The sequence below is a fragment of the Deefgea sp. CFH1-16 genome, assembly GCF_016881365.1.
GTDB lineage: Bacteria > Pseudomonadota > Gammaproteobacteria > Burkholderiales > Chitinibacteraceae > Deefgea.
In genome coordinates, this window is record NZ_WLYT01000001.1 from 2,658,366 (window position 1) to 2,677,167 (window position 18,802).

Here is an 18,802-nt window from a genome sequence, read left to right on the forward strand (position 1 = left end):
CTCTGTAGCCTTTTTAATTATTGGGCTGCAATCAAATACCCTTTCTTGATTTAATTTAAAGTTTATAAAAATATGGCTCAAACCATCCAAGGTATTCGCGGCATGAATGATGTTCTGCCGCAAGAATCAAGTCGCTGGCAGTTTTTTGAACAAGTTACACGTGAATGGCTAGCCGCCTATGGCTATAGCCAGATTCGGATGCCGATTGTTGAATCAACGCATTTGTTTATTCGAGGTGTTGGTGAGCATACCGATATCGTTGAAAAAGAAATGTACGCCTTTGAAGACAGCCTTAACGGTGAAAAACTGACGCTGCGCCCAGAAGGGACCGCCGGTTGTGTGCGAGCCTGCATTGAACACGGCTTACTTTACAATCAAACCCAGCGTTTGTGGTACACCGGGCCGATGTTCCGTCATGAGCGTCCACAAAAGGGACGCTATCGTCAGTTTCATCAGATGGGTATTGAGGCATTTGGTTTTTCAACGCCGGATGTCGATGCCGAGGTGATTGTGATGCTGGCCGATTTATGGCCACGTCTTGGTTTGAGCGGAATGAGTTTAGAACTCAATTCTTTGGGCGATATTGAAGAGCGCGCGGCACACCGCGCCCAGTTGATTCAATATTTGGAAGGGTATGTCGATATCCTCGATGAAGATAGCAAGCGCCGGCTCTATACCAACCCATTGCGCGTTTTGGATACCAAAAATCCAGCCTTGCAACAAATGGCTGAAAATGCCCCGCAACTGATCGACTTTTTGGGTGAAGCATCAAAAACACACTTTGAAACCGTCAAAGCCTTGCTCGACGATGCAGGGATTGCGTATACCCTAAATCCACGGTTAGTGCGTGGCCTCGATTATTATAATCGTACCGTTTTTTGAATGGACGACAACGCAATTGGGCGCGCAAAGTACCGTGGCTGCCGGTGGTCGTTATGATGGTTTGGTTGAACAATTGGGCGGTAAGCCTTGCCCGGCGGTTGGATTTGCGATCGGTATTGAGCGCTTAATGTTGCTATTGGAAATCAACGAAGTCGTGATTCCAGTACAGTTGCCAGATGCTTACGTGGTTCATCAAGGCGAAGCCGCAGCGAGAAATGCATTTGCCGTGGCGCGTCAATTGCGCGCAGCAGGCTTGAATGTCATTTATCATGGCGGCAGTGGCAGTTTTAAATCGCAATTTAAAAAAGCCGATCAATCAGGTGCACGTTTTGCCGTGGTGATTGGTGAGGGTGAAGTAGCGTCACAGACCGTTAATTTAAAAACACTGACCGGCGAGCAGCAAGGCAAACAAGAAATCGTGCAGCAAGATCAGTTAGCACAAGTGATTCGCAGTATTTAATTTATTCAGGGGATAACCATGGCCGCATTTGATTTACAAGAACAAGAACAAATCGCCACCATGAAAGACTGGTGGCAAAACTGGGGTAAATGGTTGGCGCTTGGGATTGCGGCATTTTTGATTTCGTTTGCCGCGTGGAAGGGCTGGCAAGGCTGGCAAAAGCAGCAAATTGCGAAGGCTGCTGAAGTCTATGCGCAAATTGAAAACAATTTAACTGACGATGGCAAATTTAAAACGGGTGTTTTGCTATTGAAAAATGATTACAGCAAAACGCCTTATGCGCCCCGTGCCGCTTTAATTGCCGCCAAATTGGATTATCTCAAGGGTGATGCAGCGGCTTCACGCACTGAGTTAACTTGGGTGATTGAGCATAGTCAGGAAGCGGCATTGCGCGATACAGCGCGCTTGCGATTAGCCAGTATTTTGGCGGAAGAGAAAAAATATCCTGAAGCGTTGGTATTGCTGAAAACGCCAGAAGAAGACGCTTTTTTCTCCGCTTTACGCCGAACTTCGCGGTGATATTTTGCAAGCACAAGGCCAAACTGCGGCTGCCGCTGATGCCTATCGCCAAGCCATTGCCAAGCTGCCAAAAGACGCACCGAATTTGAAATTAGTAGAAATTAAATTGGATGTATTGGGAGATAAGTAAGCATGAAATGCCTTCGTCCATTATTGCTACTCAGCGTCTTTAGCATTAGTGCTTGTAGTACTACGAGTAATGCGCCTGAACCTGCCAAGTTGCCTGTTGTTACGACAACAGCAAATATCAAGATTGATTGGAAGTCCTCTGTCGGTGGGAAAACAGAGTATCGTTTTCAGCCCGCTTTTAATGGTGAAATTGATTGCTGCTGTGGGTGGCGATAATGAATTGGCGTTGTTTGAGCGCGCGAATGGCAAAAAACGTTGGCAAATTAAAATTGCGCAACCCGTTGCTGGTGGTGTCGGTATATCGGGTGGTGTGATTGCGGTTGGTAGCCGCAATGGCGATGTGTTGACGTATGATTTAAACGGTCAACCGATTTGGTCGGCTAAAGTCACGAGTGAGGTGATTTCTGCCCCTGTTGTGAGTGATGACTTGGTCATTGTGCGCTCTGGCGATGGCAAAGTGAGTGCTTTTTCTGCGGATAAAGGCGAATTAAAATGGATTTATCAGCGTCCACAACCGGCTTTATTGTTACGTAATTATGCGCCGCCCGTGGTTGCTGACGGCGTGGTGTATGTGGGGCAGGCTGCCGGACGTTTGACCGCAATTTCGATCGCAGATGGTCGTGTCCTCTGGGAAGCACCCGTCGCTTTGCCGCGTGGAGCGAGTGAGCTCGAGCGAGTGACTGATATTGTTGCGCCACCCGTGGTGCGTGGCGATATGGTTTGTGCCGTGGCTTTCCAAGGGCGTGTTGCTTGTCTAGGCGCTAAGCAAGGCAATTTGCTATGGACGCGTGAAATTTCCAGCTGGACGGGCTTAGCGATTGATAGTCAAAACGTGTATGTTACCGACGCCAAGGGACAAATTAATGCCTTTGAACGTACAACAGGCCGCAGTATTTGGCGCCAAGATTTATTAGCTAACCGCTTAGTTTCTGCGCCAGCGATGTTGGCTGGCAATATTTTAGTCGGTGATTTAGATGGTTATATCCATGTTGTAAACCCAGAAGATGGTCGCTTTGTTGGGCAATTGCCCACCGATGGTGGCCGCATTTATTTAGCACCGCAATCTGATAGCTCGCAAGCGATTGTTCAGACCGGAAAAGGCAGTATTTATCTGCTCAGCACTCAGTAATACCCATCGACATTAGGGCGGCGCAGTTGCGCCGTCATATGGATGGAATAAGGAATTGAATTGAAACCAACTATTGCCCTCGTCGGGCGCCCCAATGTGGGCAAATCAACACTATTTAATCGTTTAACCAAAACTCGTGATGCTTTGGTGGCCGATCAGCCTGGCCTGACGCGTGATCGTCACTATGGTCATGGTAAAGTTGGAGAGAAACCTTACTTGGTGATCGATACCGGTGGATTTGAACCGGTTATTGATGAAGGTATTATGTTTGAAATGGCTAAGCAAACCTTGCAAGCCATTGATGAAGCTGATGCCATTGTGTTTATTGTTGACGGACGTAATGGCTTAACACCACAAGACAAAATGATTGCCAATCGTTTGCGTCAAGGTGATCGCCCTGTTTGGGTGGCGGTCAATAAAATTGAAGGTATGAATAGTGCGGTGATGACCGCCGAGTTTCATGAGTTCGGTTTAGGTGATCCGGTTGCGATTTCAGCCTCGCATGGCGAGGGTGTTCGTCACCTGATTAATGAAATCTTGGAAGGATTCCCAGATCCTGAGCCAGAAGAAGAACAAACACACCCTAAATTTGCCATCGTGGGTCGTCCAAACGTGGGCAAGTCAACCTTGGTGAACGCCATTCTTGGTGAAGAGCGCGTAATTGCTTTTGATGCCCCAGGTACAACTCGTGATTCAGTGGCTATTGATTTTGAACGAAATGGCTCCAAACTATACGGTAATTGATACTGCCGGTGTGCGTCGCCGCGGTAAGGTGACCGATATGATCGAAAAGTTTTCGGTCATTAAAACCATGCAAGCGATTGAAGATTGCAATGTGGTGATTTTAGTTTTGGATGCAACGCAAGATGTATCGGATCAAGACGGTAAGATTGCTGGCTTTGTTTTAGAGTCAGGTCGTGCTTTGGTCGTCGCCATTAATAAATGGGACTCGGCCAATTTAGAGCAGCGTGAAATTATTAAACGCGATATGGCGCGCAAGCTCGCTTTCCTCGATTTTGCGAAGTATCACTATATTTCGGCTTTGCAAGGTAGTGGTGTTGGTGATTTGTTTGGTTCAATTAATCAAGCCTATGATGCGGCGATGATTAAGATTCCTACGCCAAAACTAACACGTGCATTGCAGTTGGCAATGGAGCGTCAACAACCGCCATTGGCCGGTAAGATTCGTCCAAAAATGCGTTATGCTCACCAAGGTGGTAGTAATCCGCCGGTTGTGATTATTCACGGTAACGCTTTGGAAGCAGTTCATGCATCATATTGGCGTTATTTAGAGCATTTCTTTATTAAAACCTTTAAGTTGCAAGGTACGCCTTTGCGGGTGCAGTTTAAAAAGACTGATAATCCATTTGAAGGCAAAGAAGCGCCAAATCGTGGACGTCGTGGTCCACAAAGTGCAAAAAATGCACTAAAAAAGCGCTAAAAATTGCGTTATAGTACTAAGCTGCCAATAATTGTATTGTCGGTGTAAGATGTTCCAAGCGAAACCGTACAGACGGAAAACTAATAACAAGTCGGAGAATAATAATGAGTGCTAAGGGACAAATGCTGCAAGATCCGTTTTTAAATATCTTGCGTAAAGAACACGTGCCCGTTTCAATCTACTTGGTCAATGGCATTAAATTGCAGGGGCAAATTGAATCATTTGATCAGTATGTTGTATTGCTTCGCAATACGGTGACTCAGATGGTTTATAAGCATGCTATTTCAACGGTTGTTCCTTCTCGTGCGGTGAATGTGCCGCATGATAATCCTGCCGCAGCCAGTGCAGAAAGCTAATTAGATCGAGCATTCGTTAGCCCCGAAGGCTTCGCTTTTCGGGGTTTTATCTTGCGCGGCGTTTTGTTTTTCTGGAAGTGAAGAGGTATGCATGTTTGAACGCCATCAGGGCGGTGATGAAGCAATTTTGGTTTGTCTGGATTTTGGCGAAGCTGATTTTGCCGACAGTCAAGAAGAATTCATCGAGTTAGTGAAGTCCGCTGGAGTTCATCCACTGGCGGTTATTCAAGGTAAGCGTCAGCGGCCAGACCCAGCTTATTTTTGTGGTAGTGGCAAAGCGGATGAAATTGCTGAGGCGGTTTTAGCGCATGACGCAGGGTTGGTGATTTTTAATCATCAATTATCCCCAGGCCAAGAGCGAAATCTTGAAAGTAAAGTCAAGTGTCGAGTGCTCGATCGTACCACCTTGATTCTGGATATTTTTGCGCAACGTGCGCGAACTTCTGAAGGTAAGTTGCAAGTCGAGTTAGCGCAGTTAGCGCACATCCAAACGCGATTAATTCGCGGCTGGACTCATCTGGAACGCCAAAAGGGTGGGGTGGGTTTGCGTGGGCCGGGTGAAACGCAGCTCGAAACTGACCGGCGCTTAATTGGGATTCGAGTTAAGCGCTTGAAAGATCAGTTGCTGATTGTGCAAAAGCAGCGCGCGACACAAAGAAAGCGACGAGATCGATCTGGACAGTTCACCGTTTCAATTGTTGGTTATACCAATGCTGGAAAATCAACGCTATTTAATGCATTAACCAAAGCAAAGCTCTACGCAGCAGATCAACTTTTTGCGACGCTAGATACTACCAGCCGCAAGTTATACATCGATGCTGATCATTCGGTGGTGATCTCCGATACTGTTGGTTTTATTCGCGATTTGCCTCACACCTTGGTAGCGGCATTTCGTGCAACTTTAGAAGAAACGATTGAAGCGGATGTGTTATTGCACGTGGTTGATATCAATCATTCAATGCGTGATTTGCAAATTAGTGAAGTCAATAAAGTATTAACTGAAATTGGTGCGGAACATATACCGCAGTTGATGGTCTTTAATAAGATTGATCAGCGTGATTTGGCTGCCGAAGTTGAACGTGACGAATATGGTAGTATTCGCAGCGTTAAATTAAGCGCCTTGCGTGGCGAAGGATTAAATCTTTTGCGCGAAGCACTGGTTGAAGCGATGAATCAAACCGTTAAGGAAGATAAATGAGTCAAAATGATCCGCAATGGGGTGGTGACCGAAATAAAAAAGGTGGTCCACCGAATTTGGATGAGATTTTTCGTAATATCATCAATAAAATCAATGCTTTGCTCGGTAATAAAATCCCTCAAAATAATGCGCCAGTGAATCCATCATCTGGCTCTGGTGCGACTGGGGTATTTGTTGTTTTGGGTGCTTTGTTGGCGTTGTGGCTGGCATCGGGTACTTACATGGTCGACGAGCGTGAAGATGCAGTGGTAACTCGCTTTGGTAAGTATGTTGAAACCGTGGTTCACCCTGGTTTGCACTGGCATTTGCCGTATCCGATTGAATCGCGCGAATTGGTGAATATGACCGAAATTCGCAGTCTTGATGTCGGCGTGCGTGGCGATGCGGGTTCAAATAGTGAAGCCTCATTGATGCTGACTTCTGACCAGAACATTATTCAGATTCAATTGGAAGTGCAGTACACCCTCAATTCAGCGAAAGACTTCTTGTTTGATAATCGTTTTATTGACGGCGGTCGTGATGTTGTAAAGCAAACGGCTGAATCAGCCATTCGTGAAGTGGTTGGCCGCAATAAAGTGGATTACGTCCTCAATGAAGGTCGTGGCAAGATTGCAGAAGACACCAAAGAAATTATGCAGTCGCTGCTGAATCGCTATGGCACAGGGATGACGATTGCACGGGTGAATATTTCGGATGTGCAACCGCCTGAACAGGTACAAGCTGCTTTTGCCGATGCCGTTAAAGCCCGTCAAGACAAATCGCGATTGATTAACGAAGGTACTGCTTACGCCAATGACGTGATTCCAAAAGCTAGCGGTATGGCTGCTCGTTTGAATGAAGAGGCAGAAGGCTATCGTGAGCAAATTGTTGCTCGAGCAGAGGGTGATGCCTCACGCTTTAAACAAATCGCCGCTGAATATGTGAAATCACCACAAGTTACGCGTGACCGTATGTATTTAGATGCAATGCAAAGCATGTATCAAAACACGACCAAAGTTTTGGTTGATCAAAAGGCCGGTGGTAGTTTGTTGTATCTACCTTTGGATAAATTGATGCAAATGAATGGCGCAGCTGCATCGGTTAATGCGGACGCAGCCAAACCAGCGGCAACGTCTTCGGCTCCTGTAGCTGTTAATTCTGAAACCCCAGCAAATCGCGTTAATCGCGGTGAGCGTGACGGTCGTTAAGGAGGAAGGCAAATGAATCGTATTCTTCCTGTGTTATCAGCGGTAATGCTGGTGTTATTTTTAGCTTCATTGTGTTTGTTTACTGTAGATCAACGTCAATATGCCGTGATTTTCCAGTTTTCTGAAGCTAAACGGGTCATTAAAGATCCTGGTATTCATTTCAAATTACCCTTTGTACAAGATGTTCGTTATTTTGATAAGCGCATTCAAACCATCGATGAGAATATGCCTGCACGGATTCAAACCATTGAAAAAATGAATGTGAATGTAAATAGCTACATCAAATACCAGATTTTCGATGTAGAGAAATACTACAAAGCAGTCGGTATGGATGAGCGCAAAGCGGTAGATCGACTTCGCAATACCGTGAACAACATGCTGCGTGATGAATTTGGTAAGCACACCGTACAAGATGTGATTTCGGGCAAACGCGATAAGGTGATGGAATATGTTGGCAAAGTGGCCAATATTGATGCCGAACGTATTGGTATCCGTGTCATTGATGTCCGTATCAAACAAGTTGATTTTGAGCCAAGCACTTTAAACTCTCGGTGTATGAGCGGATGCAATCTGAGCGTAAAGCCGTGGCCAATCAATTACGTGCAGAAGGTAGTGCTGATGCTGAAAAAATTAAAGCCGATGCTGATAAACAGCGCGAAGTAATCATGGCAGATGCGTATAATAAGGCGCAGCAACTTAAGGGTGCTGGTGATGCTAAGGCGGCAGCGATATACTCGGATGCTTATGGCAAAACCCCTGAGTTCTATGCTTTTTATAAGAGTCTAGATGCTTACAAACAAAGTTTTGGTAAGAAAAGCGACTTAATGGTGGTTGATCCAAGTTCGGACTTTTTCAAATACATGAAAAATCCACGTGCTGGATCAGGCAAATAAGTTTGTTGTGTAACGGTTGTTGTTTTATTAGGGCTTGGGGCTAATACCTTTTAAAGGTATTATGCCCTTTGCCTTGTCTGCCATTGGGTGTGCAAGTGGATTAAAAATTGCCGCCATGAGTGATCGCCAAATATGAGTTTTGGATTTCGCTTGCTAATGGTTGGCGTATTGATTTCGCTGGTGGTGTAGTAGGTATTGCTACCCATATCTTGTTTTACGCCCGCTCTGTGGGGATACCGCAGGCGGGCATTTGATTTGTCTGGACTATGCGCAACTGGATCCTACCCGAATACATTTCCGATGTACTCCCTATGGAGTCGCGTCAACTTGAAACGCTACGTCGTTCCTTACTCGATCTTTATGCTCGGTATGGCTATGAGCAAGTTGAGCCACCACTGGTTGAGTATGTCGAATCACTCTTTACGCAAGACGATAGCGCACTCGATTTAAAAACCTTTAAATTGGTCGATGAGTTGTCGGGCCGTCAAATGGGCTTGCGTGCCGACATCACGCCGCAAGTAGCACGAATTGACGCGCATATCTTGAATCGCAAAGGTGTTGCGCGCTTGTGCTATGCCGGATCGGTAGTGACCACGCGACCAGATGGCTTGATGTCGAATCGTCAGCCGCGTCAAATCGGTGCTGAAATTTATGGCTGTGCCAGTATTGGTGCGGATATTGAAGCCATCGAATTAATGTTTGCCAGTTTGGCTTTAACTGGCGTGACTGATTTTTGTCTTGAGATTGGACACATCGGTTTATTTAACGCGATGGCCGATGTAGCGCATTGGCCAAATGATGCTAGACAAGCGGCATTTAACGCTTTGCAGCAAAAAGATGTACCGGCATTAGAAGCGCTGACTGCCGATTTATCACCCGAGTTGCGCCAAGGCATTTTGGCTTTGCCACTTTGCTATGGTGGCAGCGATGTGCTGGTTCGCGCTCGTCAAGCCTTGCCTGCCATTGATGCGGTCACTGCGGCATTAGATGCTTTGCATGAATTAGAAGCCGCATTGCTCAATCGCGGCATGACTGTGCGCTTTGATTTGGCCGAATCGCCAGGTAGTTACTACCATACCGGTTTAGTATTTAATGCTTACGCCAATGGCTTTGCTAGCGCAGTAGCGCGCGGTGGGCGCTATGATCGTGTCGGTGGAAAAATTTGGCCGCTCACGTCCTGCTACTGGGTTTAGTTTAGATTTACGTGCCTTGACTTCATTGCCATTTCCGACGCATCAGGCTGCGATCTTAGCGCCGCAAACTGATGATATGGCTTTGATTTCTGCGATACGCGCATTACGTAATGCCGGTGAAATTGTGATCGTAGATTTGGGTGTTGATGTCACAGAAGTGCATATTAACCGCTCATTGCAATTGATTAATGGTCAATGGCAGGTTGTGCCATTGCAATAAATTGGTGTTTTCCCTGTAAAGGGCTGGCTCATTGAGCATTTTAAAGTTAAAGTTCGGGCGCGTTGCGTTGCTGTTGCGACGATAGCCATTGTTTTGAATAGCATTGAGGTTTGGAAATGAGCAAAAATGTCGTCGTAATCGGCACACAATGGGGTGACGAGGGTAAGGGTAAGATTGTTGACTGGTTAACGGATCACGCCCAAGGTGTGGTGCGCTTTCAAGGCGGTCATAACGCAGGCCATACATTGTGGGTTGGCGGTAAAAAAACAGTTTTGCGCTTGATTCCATCGGGCATCTTGCATGCAGGTAAAGCCTGCTTTATCGGTAATGGCGTGGTGATTTCTCCGACGGCCTTGCTGCAAGAAATTGATGAGCTTAGCGCAGCCGGCATTGACGTTGCCAGCCGTTTGACCATTTCTGAAGCTTGCCCATTGATTTTGCCGTACCACATTGCCATCGACCAAGCGCGTGAAGCAGCGAAGGGCGAGAAAAAAATTGGCACGACAGGTCGTGGTATTGGCCCAGCGTACGAAGACAAAGTGGCGCGTCGCTCAATTCGCGTGCAAGATTTATACCATCCTGAACGTTTCGCCGCTAAATTGCTGGAAAACCTCGATTGGTACAACTTTGCATTGAAGAACTACTTCAACGCACCGACGCTCGATTTCCAAACTGTTTACGATGAAACCATGGCCTACGCCGAGCGCATTCGCCCAATGGTTGGCGATGTATCGCGTACCTGTATGACATGAATAAAGCTGGCGAGCCATTGTTGTTTGAGGGCGCGCAAGGTACCTTGCTTGACGTCGATCACGGTACTTACCCATTTGTGACTTCAAGTAACTGTGTTGCCGGTGCTGCTGCGCCGGGCGCAGGCGTGGCACCACAAATGTTGCAATACGTATTGGGTATCGTGAAGGCCTACACCACTCGCGTTGGCTCTGGCCCATTCCCGACTGAATTGTTCGACGACGTTGGCGCTGGCTTGGCTGAACGCGGTCACGAGTTCGGTTCGGTAACGGGTCGTGCACGTCGTTGTGGTTGGTTTGACGCTGCCGCGCTGAAACGTTCAATTCAAATCAACGGTGTTTCAGGTTTGTGTGTGACCAAACTTGACGTGATGGATTCGATCGAAACCATTAAATTGTGTACTGGTTATATGTTGAATGGCAAAGCCATCGACATCTTGCCAATTGGCGCAGAAAACATTGCCTTGTGCGAGCCAATCTACGAAGAAATGCCAGGTTGGTCTGAATCGACATTCGGCGTGAAAAAATTCGAAGAATTGCCATTGAACGCGCAAAACTATCTGAAACGCATCGCAGAAATCTGCGAAGCGCCAATCGCTATTATTTCGACTGGCCCAGATCGCGACGAAACCATCGTTCTGCAACACCCATACCAAGACTAATCATCTGTGTATATGAAAAAACCGCTGTGGTTACAGCGGTTTTTTTTACGTCTGGGCTTTGGACGCAAATAAATAGATTTATTAATCCGCCACTTTACTAAACCGTGCGAGAGGAGCGCCATCAATGATCATGTTCTCTACAAACATTGAGTACGGTCGCACCCACAAAGCGCCTTCGCCATACAGCGGCCGATACACTACCAGCCATTCTTCCGTTTCGCTGTGGATGGCCAAATCAATCACTTGATAACGATTACCTTTGTAATGCTGATATTCGCCAAGGGCGAGTTCTGGACGTGGAGTCATGGGTATTGCTCTCTAAGTTTTATTTAATAGTGGCTATAAGCAGATACATACTAAAAGACATATGCTGCTGATTTGTTATTGATCTTACTTTAGTGTTTTTTGATCAATATTTCACAACGCGTGCTTGTTGCGATAATTTCAGCCTCGCCACCGATTGGGAAGGTGATTTGTGGTGTTGTATGTCCAAAATCAAGGTTGCATATGACAGGGATTGAATTCAATTCAGGTTTTGAGTGAATCAGTTTACAAATTTGTTCGAGCGTAATCTGTGACGCTGTTTGAAACCGACCAATCACAATACCTTTTACAGAGTAAAATGATTTTAGATGGATGATAGATTGTAAATTACGGTCAAATTCACTGAGTGTATTCTGCTCCAGCAGATTATCTTCCTCGAGGAATAAAATTGCATTTTCTGGTTCTGGTAAAAAGCAACTGCCTTGCAATAAATTGAAAGTGCATAAGTTTCCACCAACAATCGTTCCTGATGCTTGGCCTGTATTAATGACCTGATATCCTGTGTTGGGATAAAAATCACGTTGATCTTGATTGATGTACCACTCATCATCCGACCAATATTGGGATGGCGTGATTGAATATCCATTCTCACTCATTAAACATTTTTTTAAAATATTCGATGGTGTAATCAAGTCCTTGCGCCATGCCTAATGTCGAAAAATGTGGCCCGTTATAGGTAATGAGCTCTGTTTTTGTATAAATGGCATTGCTTAAAGCCGTGATGTCTGAAAATCCACACAGTATTTTGGGGTTAGATTTGATGATTGAATAATCAATTTTATTCAGTAATTGATTTGAGTTGTGGCCGCCAATTGCAGTCAAAATACCTTTAACGGTTTTATCAGAAAACGCAGTATGCAGATCGTCAATTCTGGCTTCAATCGATGATGAGTGAAACTCATCCATTTGATGGCAATTTTTAGAAAAACAAACTTCTAAGCCGATTTCATTGAGCCTTGTAGTGGCGAGTTCGATCACGTGCTGAGAAATGATGCCAAGGCTTCTTTGATGGTGCAATCACACAGATTTTATCGCCGAGCTTCAATTTGTCTCCTGTCATTTGTTCCTCTGTTTTGCGCTATGCTGGGTTAAATATCTATTGGGTATGTTGTTATAAGCTTTGTTAATTAATGGTTTGATACCCATACTCTTGTTGGCGATGGGGGTTATTCATCGTCATTGTTACTTGCTTAATCTAATCCGATGATTTGGCATAAAAAAACAGCCACCGATTTTGGGTGGCTGTTTGCTTTAGCATGCTGTGATTACAATTTACTCTCAACCCAGGCCGCGGCCGCCTGCATGGCTTCTTGCAGTTTGGCGGGTTCAGTACCACCTGCTTGGGCGATGTCAGGGCGTCCGCCGCCTTTACCGCCGACGATTTGCGCGGCAAAATTAACCAGTTCACCGGCTTTGACTTTGCTGGTGAGATCTGGCGATACCCGAGCGATCAGGCTGACTTTACCTTCAGAGACACAAGCGAGTAGGGCGATGCCGCTTTCTAGGCGATCCATCAGTTTATTGCTCATTTCACGCAAAGTAGCTGGGTCAACGTCTTCTACCACGCTGCCAATGCATTTTACGCCATTGATGGTGCGCAGGCCCACGCCGATCAGTTGGTCTAATTGACCAAACGCCATTTGTCCTTTGAGCGTGCTGACTTCTTTTTGCGCCGCTTTCAGGTCAAGTTGCAGTTTTTTTCCAATTTGCCAATCAATTCGCCCGGATGTGCGCCAACGATAGACGTTGCGGTTTTCAGTTCAGCGTCTTGGGCTTGCACTGCGGCGAGCGCAGCGGTGCCAGTGATGGCTTCAATCCGACGTACACCGGCCGCAATGCCGCTTTCGGCGACGATTTTGAATAGGCCAATATCGCCAGTGCGTTTAACGTGCGTACCGCCACAAAGTTCCGTCGAGAAGTCGCCCATTTTCAAAACGCGTACTTCGTCGCCGTATTTCTCGCCAAACAAGGCCATCGCGCCAAATTTAATGGCGTCGTCGTAGCTCATCAAGCGCACTTGGGCTTCTTCGTTGGCCATGATGACGTGATTGACCAAGCTTTCGATTTTGGCGATTTCGTCCGCAGTGACCGCTTTCGGGTGTGAGAAGTCAAAACGCGTGCGTTCGGCATTCACCAACGAGCCTTTTTGCTCCACGTGCGTACCCAGTACTTCGCGTAGCGCTGCGTGCAATAAATGCGTCGCCGAGTGATTGCGTTGGCTGGCTTGGCGTTTGGCAATATCGATACTGGCAGTGACTTCGTCGCCGACATTGAGCGCGCCGCTGATGATTTGGCCTTGATGACCAAATACATCGGCTTTTACTTTTTGTGTGTCGGTCACATTAAATACGCCAGGGCCAGCAATCACGCCAACATCACCAGCTTGACCACCGGATTCGGCATAGAACGGCGTGTGATCGAGTACGATCACGCCTTCGTCGCCATTCTCTAGTGTTTGAACTGGTTCGCTGCCTTTGTACAGTGCTAACACTTTGGCTGAACGGCTAGCTTCGGTGTAGCCGTGGAAGCACGATGCCTCGCCTTCGTAGGCCAAGCCTGCCGTCATTTTAAATGAGCCTGCAGCTTTGGATTGCTTGCGTTGAACATCCAGTGCAGCTTCAAAACCAGCAATATCAACGGTGACATTGCGCTCGCGGCAGACGTCAGCAGTCAAGTCAATCGGGAAGCCGTAGGTGTCAGACAATTTGAATGCCACATCGCCATCGAGTACTTGCTTGCCGCCGGCCAGAACGGTGTCGAGTAAAGCCATGCCGTTTTCAAGTGTGCGGCCGAAGATTTCTTCTTCGTTTTTGAGGGCTTCAACGATGTGTTCTTGGCGTTGACGCAATTCTGGGTACGCATTACCCATGACTTCAGCCAATGGCGCAACCAGCTTGTGGAAGAAGTGGCCTTTTTGGCCGAGCTTATAACCATGACGCACTGCGCGGCGAATGATCCGGCGCAATACATAGCCACGGCCATCGTTGGCTGGCAAAGCACCATCGGCGATCAAGAACGCGCAAGAGCGAATATGGTCGGCAATGACGCGTAGCGATGGCGAATCGGCATCCGCTGCGCCGGTTTCGCGTTTCGCTGCGGCAAGCAGATGTTGGAATAAATCGATTTCGTAATTGGCGTGCACGCCTTGCATCACCGCAGAAATACGCTCCAAGCCCATGCCGGTGTCTACCGATGGTTTTGGTAGTGGATGCAAAACACCCGCTTCATCGCGGTTAAATTGCATAAACACGTTGTTCCAGATTTCGATGAAACGGTCACCGTCTTCTTCTGCCGATCCTGGAGGGCCACCCCAGTGATGCGCGCCATGATCGTAAAAAATTTCGGTACATGGACCACAAGGACCGGTGTCGCCCATTTGCCAGAAGTTGTCCGATACGCCAGGGCCTTTATTGTCACCAATGCGAACGATGCGATCGCTCGGGATGCCAATTTCTTGATTCCAAATATCAAAGGCCTCGTCGTCCGTGGCGTACACGGTAACCATCAGTTTTTCTTTGGGAATGGCTAGCCATTCTGGGCCTGTCAAAAATTCCCAAGCAAAGAAGATGGCATCGCGCTTGAAGTAATCGCCAAAGGAGAAATTACCCAGCATTTCAAAAAAGGTGTGGTGGCGCGCGGTATAGCCGACGTTTTCTAAGTCGTTATGTTTGCCGCCTGCGCGAACGCATTTTTGGCTTGAGGTGGCGCGAGTGTACGAGCGTTTATCAAAACCTAAAAAAACGTCTTTAAATTGGTTCATCCCAGCATTGGTGAACAAAATGGTCGGGTCATTCAAAGGAATTAAGCTGGATGACGCCACAATTTGGTGGCCCTTGCTGGCAAAAAAGTCCAAGAACTTTTGGCGAATCTGAGCGGATGTCATGGCTACCTGCGGTAAACGAAGCAAACCATCGATTTTACGGTAAAAGGCGCTATATCGGTAGTCGTGTCGTGCATACGTCGGCTTTCTAACGCAGGTGTGAATGAAAGTTGACGGTAAATGAAGTATTAAAGAGGCAGTTCTCAATGGTTTTGTTTGTTGATGAACTGCTTTTAACGATGGCAATGTAAAGCTTTACCCTTCTGGTGGTCTTGCATGGTTAGTGGTAAATTTCATTTTATGTAAGTATTTTTTGATTGTTTGCGTTGATGTTTGTTGCTGGTCGTCGATGTAACTCATGCTGTTTATTGAGTGGCGGGGCTGTTATTTCGCATTTTAATAAATTGGCTTTAGCCAAAGGATTTTGAAATGAAAAGCATATTTAAATGGTGTTCGACTGTGGTGCTTGGCATTGTTTTGGCAGGCTGCGCAGGGATGGGTATGAATCAGCAGCAAACTTATGAAGTCCAGCAAGGGGTAATCGAACAAATTTCTTTGGTGCCTTTAACGCATTCAGATCAATTGGGGGTGGGGGCTATTTTGGGCGGTGCGGCAGGTGCGGGTTTGGGGAGTTTGATTGGTGCAGGTACTGGGCGTGATGTTGCGATGGCAGTGGGAGCGATCGCCGGTGCGGTGGCAGGGAAGTATGGCGAAAATCGTTATGATGGCAATCAGCAAGGGCAACAAGTTGTGGTGCGCTTAAATAGTGGTGTGTTGGTGGTGGTGACTCAGCCGTATGAAGCCAATATTTATAAAGGCCAGCGTGTTTATATTGAGGGCTCTGGCTCGAGTGCGCGTATTGCGCCGATGTAATTGTAGCGGGTGTTTAAAATAAAAAAGCACGAATGAATTCGTGCTTTTTTATTGGGTATATCAATGTAGCTTATGTTTAATAAGGTCTATAGGTAAATACCTAGATAAGCCCAAGCCCTTTAAGCATGATGACTAAAATCAGCGTTGGTGTGATGTAACGAACCAAAATAAACACGGCTTTAATAATGAGGCCATTATTGAGTTGCCCATCATTGCTCAGTTGTGTTTTTGTAGCTGCGGCAAGCCATAAACCCAGCCGACAAATAGACAAATCAAGATGCCACCAATTGGCATTAAAATATTTGAGCTGATGTAGTCGAAAAGATCGAATGGATTTAAGCCAAATAAAGTCCAGCTGGCGGTCAGTGACGATGAGAGCGACGCCGGAATCCCAAATAAGCCAATCACCCCCAGTGTGAGTAAAGTGGCTTTTTTGCGACTGAACTTAAAGCGTTCAGACAGCATGGCTACCGGTACTTCCATGATCGACAAAATCGCCCCCGTTGCGGCAATGGCGGCTAAAACAAAAAACAGCGCCATAAAAAATTGCCCAAATGGCATGCTGGCAAAGACGCCAGGGATGGTCATAAACACCAGCGATGGACCGGCTGCCGGCTCAAAACCAAATGAAAACACCGCAGGGAAAATCGCTAAACCCGCCAGCAATGATACGGATAAATCAGCCAGCATCACGCGAGTGGCCGTTAATGGAATGTTTTGTTCGGCGCGGAAGTAGCTGCCATACGTGAGCATGGTGCCCATGCCGATCGATAGCTTGAAAAAAGCTAAGCCAACAGCAGTTAGCATGACCGAGGCGGTAATTTTGCTAAAGTCAGGCGCAAACAAAAATTTCACGCCTTCCATTGCGCCTGGCAGCGTCAAGCTACGGATGCACAATAAAATTAATAGCAAAAACAAAATCGGCATTAATTTTTTGGCGGCAGCTTCAATGCCTTTGGAAACGCCCATCATAATGATGGTGCCTGCCCATGCTAATACCACCCATTGCCAAAATAAGGCTTCGAGCGGGTTGGAAACTAGGTCGCCAAATGCCGCTTTGGCGCTGGCTGGATCGGTGCCTTGGATGCTACCGGTGATTGATTTGAAGATATAAGCAAATACCCAGCCAGCTACACCGGTGTAAAAGGCTAAAATCAGTACTGCTGCAATTAAGCCCATATAGCCAATGACAGGCCAAAAGCGCTGCTTTTTCGGTGCGAGCACTTCAAATGTCGTGACGGCATTGGCGCGAGAGGCGCGCCCAAGCATAATTTCAGCAATCATAACGGGGAGTGCGACTAATAAAGTGGCCAGTACGTAAACCACTAAAAAACTCGCCCCGCCATTTGTGCCGGTCATATAGGGGAACTTCCAGATATTACCTAAACCAACTGCGGAACCTAGTGTGGCGACTAAGACACCAAATGTGGAGGTGAAACCATCGCGACTTGCGCTCATGCCATGCCCTTGTAGTAAATTGTAAACAACAGCACACTATTCAGAGTTAGCTAGTGTATTGTCCATGAGGGAAAACCCGAGACTTAGACTTTGATTGATTCAGACTAAGGCTTTTAACGGGATTGAAATAATACAAAGCCACTTTGCTTTGGTTTGATCAAGTGACTTTGTTTTGTTTGATTCGTGTGGAATCTCGCGGGAAGCGATTGTAGTGGTTTAACTGATGACTTGTAACTAACTGGTCGAGTCAAAATTCAAATAGGACGTAGACAAATTTAATGAAAACACCAAAGAGATTAGAACCATTGGTGGAAGATGGTTTGGTTGACGAAGTCTTGCGCCAATTAATGAGTGGCAAAGAGGCCACTGTGTATGTCGTGCGTTGTGGCGATGAAGTTCGGTGCGCCAAGGTATATAAAGACGCCAACCATCGCAGCTTTAAAAAGAATGCCGCCTATCAAGAAGGCCGTAAGGTAAAAAAAATAGCCGCCAAGCTAGAGCGATGGAAAAAGGCTCTCGTTACGGTCGACAGATGCAAGAAGAAGAGTGGCAAAATGCCGAAGTCGATAATCTTTATCGCTTGGCGGCTGCTGGTGTACGTGTCCCAACACCGTATATCTGTTTTGAAGGTGTGTTGTTGATGGAGTTAGTGACGGGTGAAGATGGTAATGCAGCTCCTCGTTTGAATGATGTCGAGATGAGTGCTGAACTTGCTCGTGCCTATCATTCCGAGTTGCTTAAGCAGGTGGTTTTAATGCTGTGTGCTGGGGTGATCCATGGCGATTTGTCAGAATACAATATTCTGGTGGATGAGCATGGTCCCGTTATTATTGATTTGCCACAGGCTGTCGAACGCTGCAGGCAATAATCAAGCGGCGGCAATGTTAGAGCGCGATGTGGATAATCTGGCTGAGTATTTTGGGCAGTTTGCGCCTGAATTGAATGACTCACAGTATGGTAAAGAAATTTGGAAGTTGTATGAGGGTGGCTTACTGCATCCCGAAGTGCAACTCACAGGAAAAATTAAGCAAGATCATCGTAAAGTAGATGTGCGCGGTGTTTTGCGAGAGGTTGAGCATGTGAAAGAAGAGCATTTACAGCGCCAGTTGCCCGATTTTCAGCCATAAGAAGACTTGTTTTATTGTTTCAGGGGGCAGGGCGCGATAGCGCCCTTGTTTTTTTTGTCGTTTACTGCATTTTTTGAATTAAATCTGTTTCTATATAAATCAATGGCTTATCGCCTTGCCTCGATTTTCTTTGCAACTAGGTGTTGACGGACTTTAGGTGGGTGGGTATAGTTCGGCCTCTC

Annotated in this window: 15 protein-coding genes and 5 pseudogenes; 15 read left to right on the plus strand and 5 right to left on the minus strand. The window is 46.6% G+C overall.

Translation table 11 applies throughout. From position 1 onward, the window contains the following. The first annotated feature begins 72 nt into the window (after nt 1-72). From hisS to GKO28_RS14655, 13 genes and pseudogenes are all read left to right on the plus strand, one after another. Nucleotides 73-1,342, plus strand: a pseudogene (gene hisS / locus GKO28_RS14605) (histidine--tRNA ligase). Between the two features lie 18 nt (nt 1,343-1,360). After that, a complete protein-coding gene (locus GKO28_RS14610; protein ID WP_182076811.1) occupies nt 1,361-1,861 on the plus strand; it encodes a tetratricopeptide repeat protein in 501 nt (166 codons plus the stop codon). Nucleotides 1,862-1,865: 4 nt separating this feature from the next. Then, nucleotides 1,866-1,991: a hypothetical protein gene (locus GKO28_RS21710; protein ID WP_282099317.1), complete on the plus strand. Its 126-nt coding sequence runs from the start codon at nt 1,866-1,868 to the stop codon at nt 1,989-1,991. Between the two features lie 69 nt (nt 1,992-2,060). Beyond that, nucleotides 2,061-3,119 carry an outer membrane protein assembly factor BamB gene (gene bamB / locus GKO28_RS14620; RefSeq protein WP_282099318.1) on the plus strand — a complete coding sequence of 353 codons (1,059 nt, stop codon included), beginning with the start codon at nt 2,061-2,063 and terminating at the stop codon, nt 3,117-3,119. A 60-nt stretch (nt 3,120-3,179) separates the two neighbouring features. Next, a pseudogene (gene der / locus GKO28_RS14625) lies at nt 3,180-4,560 on the plus strand (ribosome biogenesis GTPase Der). A gap of 104 nt (nt 4,561-4,664) precedes the next feature. After that, nucleotides 4,665-4,916 carry an RNA chaperone Hfq gene (gene hfq, locus GKO28_RS14630; RefSeq protein ID WP_173531855.1) on the plus strand — a complete coding sequence of 84 codons (252 nt, stop codon included), beginning with the start codon at nt 4,665-4,667 and terminating at the stop codon, nt 4,914-4,916. Between the two features lie 91 nt (nt 4,917-5,007). Next, on the plus strand, nt 5,008-6,114 hold the full coding sequence (gene hflX, locus GKO28_RS14635) for a GTPase HflX (RefSeq protein WP_173531854.1): 1,107 nt from the start codon (nt 5,008-5,010) through the stop codon (nt 6,112-6,114). After that, entirely contained in the window at nt 6,111-7,301 is a 1,191-nt protein-coding gene (gene hflK / locus GKO28_RS14640; RefSeq protein ID WP_182076814.1) for an FtsH protease activity modulator HflK, read from the plus strand. Before hflX ends, hflK begins: the two co-directional genes overlap by 4 nt. Before the next feature lie 12 nt (nt 7,302-7,313). After that, complete coding sequence (gene hflC, locus GKO28_RS14645) at nt 7,314-7,964, plus strand: protease modulator HflC (RefSeq protein WP_247646573.1); 651 nt, start codon at nt 7,314-7,316, stop codon at nt 7,962-7,964. Further along, nucleotides 7,886-8,194: a hypothetical protein gene (locus tag GKO28_RS20340; protein WP_247646574.1), complete on the plus strand. Its 309-nt coding sequence runs from the start codon at nt 7,886-7,888 to the stop codon at nt 8,192-8,194. Before hflC ends, GKO28_RS20340 begins: the two co-directional genes overlap by 79 nt. 266 nt (nt 8,195-8,460) lie before the next feature. Continuing rightward, nucleotides 8,461-9,387, plus strand: coding sequence for an ATP phosphoribosyltransferase regulatory subunit (locus GKO28_RS14650; protein ID WP_247646575.1), 927 nt, complete (start codon nt 8,461-8,463; stop codon nt 9,385-9,387). Further along, on the plus strand, nt 9,347-9,607 hold the full coding sequence (locus GKO28_RS20345; protein WP_247646576.1) for a hypothetical protein: 261 nt from the start codon (nt 9,347-9,349) through the stop codon (nt 9,605-9,607). The genes GKO28_RS14650 and GKO28_RS20345 overlap by 41 nt, the downstream gene beginning before the upstream one ends. A gap of 116 nt (nt 9,608-9,723) precedes the next feature. After that, nucleotides 9,724-11,018: pseudogene (locus tag GKO28_RS14655) on the plus strand (adenylosuccinate synthase). Nucleotides 11,019-11,099: 81 nt separating this feature from the next. Here GKO28_RS14655 and GKO28_RS14660 read toward each other — a convergent pair. The 4 genes and pseudogenes from GKO28_RS14660 to alaS form a co-directional block, all read right to left on the minus strand. Then, entirely contained in the window at nt 11,100-11,324 is a 225-nt protein-coding gene (locus GKO28_RS14660) for a DUF1653 domain-containing protein (RefSeq protein WP_182076816.1), read from the minus strand. An 89-nt stretch (nt 11,325-11,413) separates the two neighbouring features. After that, a complete protein-coding gene (locus tag GKO28_RS14665; RefSeq protein ID WP_203564185.1) occupies nt 11,414-11,974 on the minus strand; it encodes a hypothetical protein in 561 nt (186 codons plus the stop codon). Continuing rightward, nucleotides 11,931-12,359 carry an LD-carboxypeptidase gene (locus tag GKO28_RS14670; protein WP_203564186.1) on the minus strand — a complete coding sequence of 143 codons (429 nt, stop codon included), beginning with the start codon at nt 12,357-12,359 and terminating at the stop codon, nt 11,931-11,933. The genes GKO28_RS14665 and GKO28_RS14670 overlap by 44 nt, the downstream gene beginning before the upstream one ends. A gap of 248 nt (nt 12,360-12,607) precedes the next feature. Then, nucleotides 12,608-15,225 (minus strand): annotated as a pseudogene (gene alaS / locus GKO28_RS14675) (alanine--tRNA ligase). A 366-nt stretch (nt 15,226-15,591) separates the two neighbouring features. Between alaS and GKO28_RS14680 the strand changes: the two are divergent. Next, the gene (locus tag GKO28_RS14680) at nt 15,592-16,035 is read left to right on the plus strand and encodes a glycine zipper 2TM domain-containing protein (RefSeq protein WP_173531846.1); all 444 of its coding nucleotides are present in this window, start codon (nt 15,592-15,594) and stop codon (nt 16,033-16,035) included. Nucleotides 16,036-16,251: 216 nt separating this feature from the next. On the opposite strand, the gene GKO28_RS14685 is transcribed toward GKO28_RS14680, so the two are convergent. Continuing rightward, nucleotides 16,252-17,493, minus strand: a complete 1,242-nt coding sequence (locus GKO28_RS14685; RefSeq protein WP_247646577.1) for a sodium-dependent transporter — start codon at nt 17,491-17,493, stop codon at nt 16,252-16,254. 278 nt (nt 17,494-17,771) lie between these two features. On the opposite strand from GKO28_RS14685, the pseudogene GKO28_RS22975 reads away from it, so the two are divergent. Next, nucleotides 17,772-18,599, plus strand: a pseudogene (locus tag GKO28_RS22975) (PA4780 family RIO1-like protein kinase); the annotation flags it as partial. Nucleotides 18,600-18,802 lie beyond the last annotated feature (203 nt).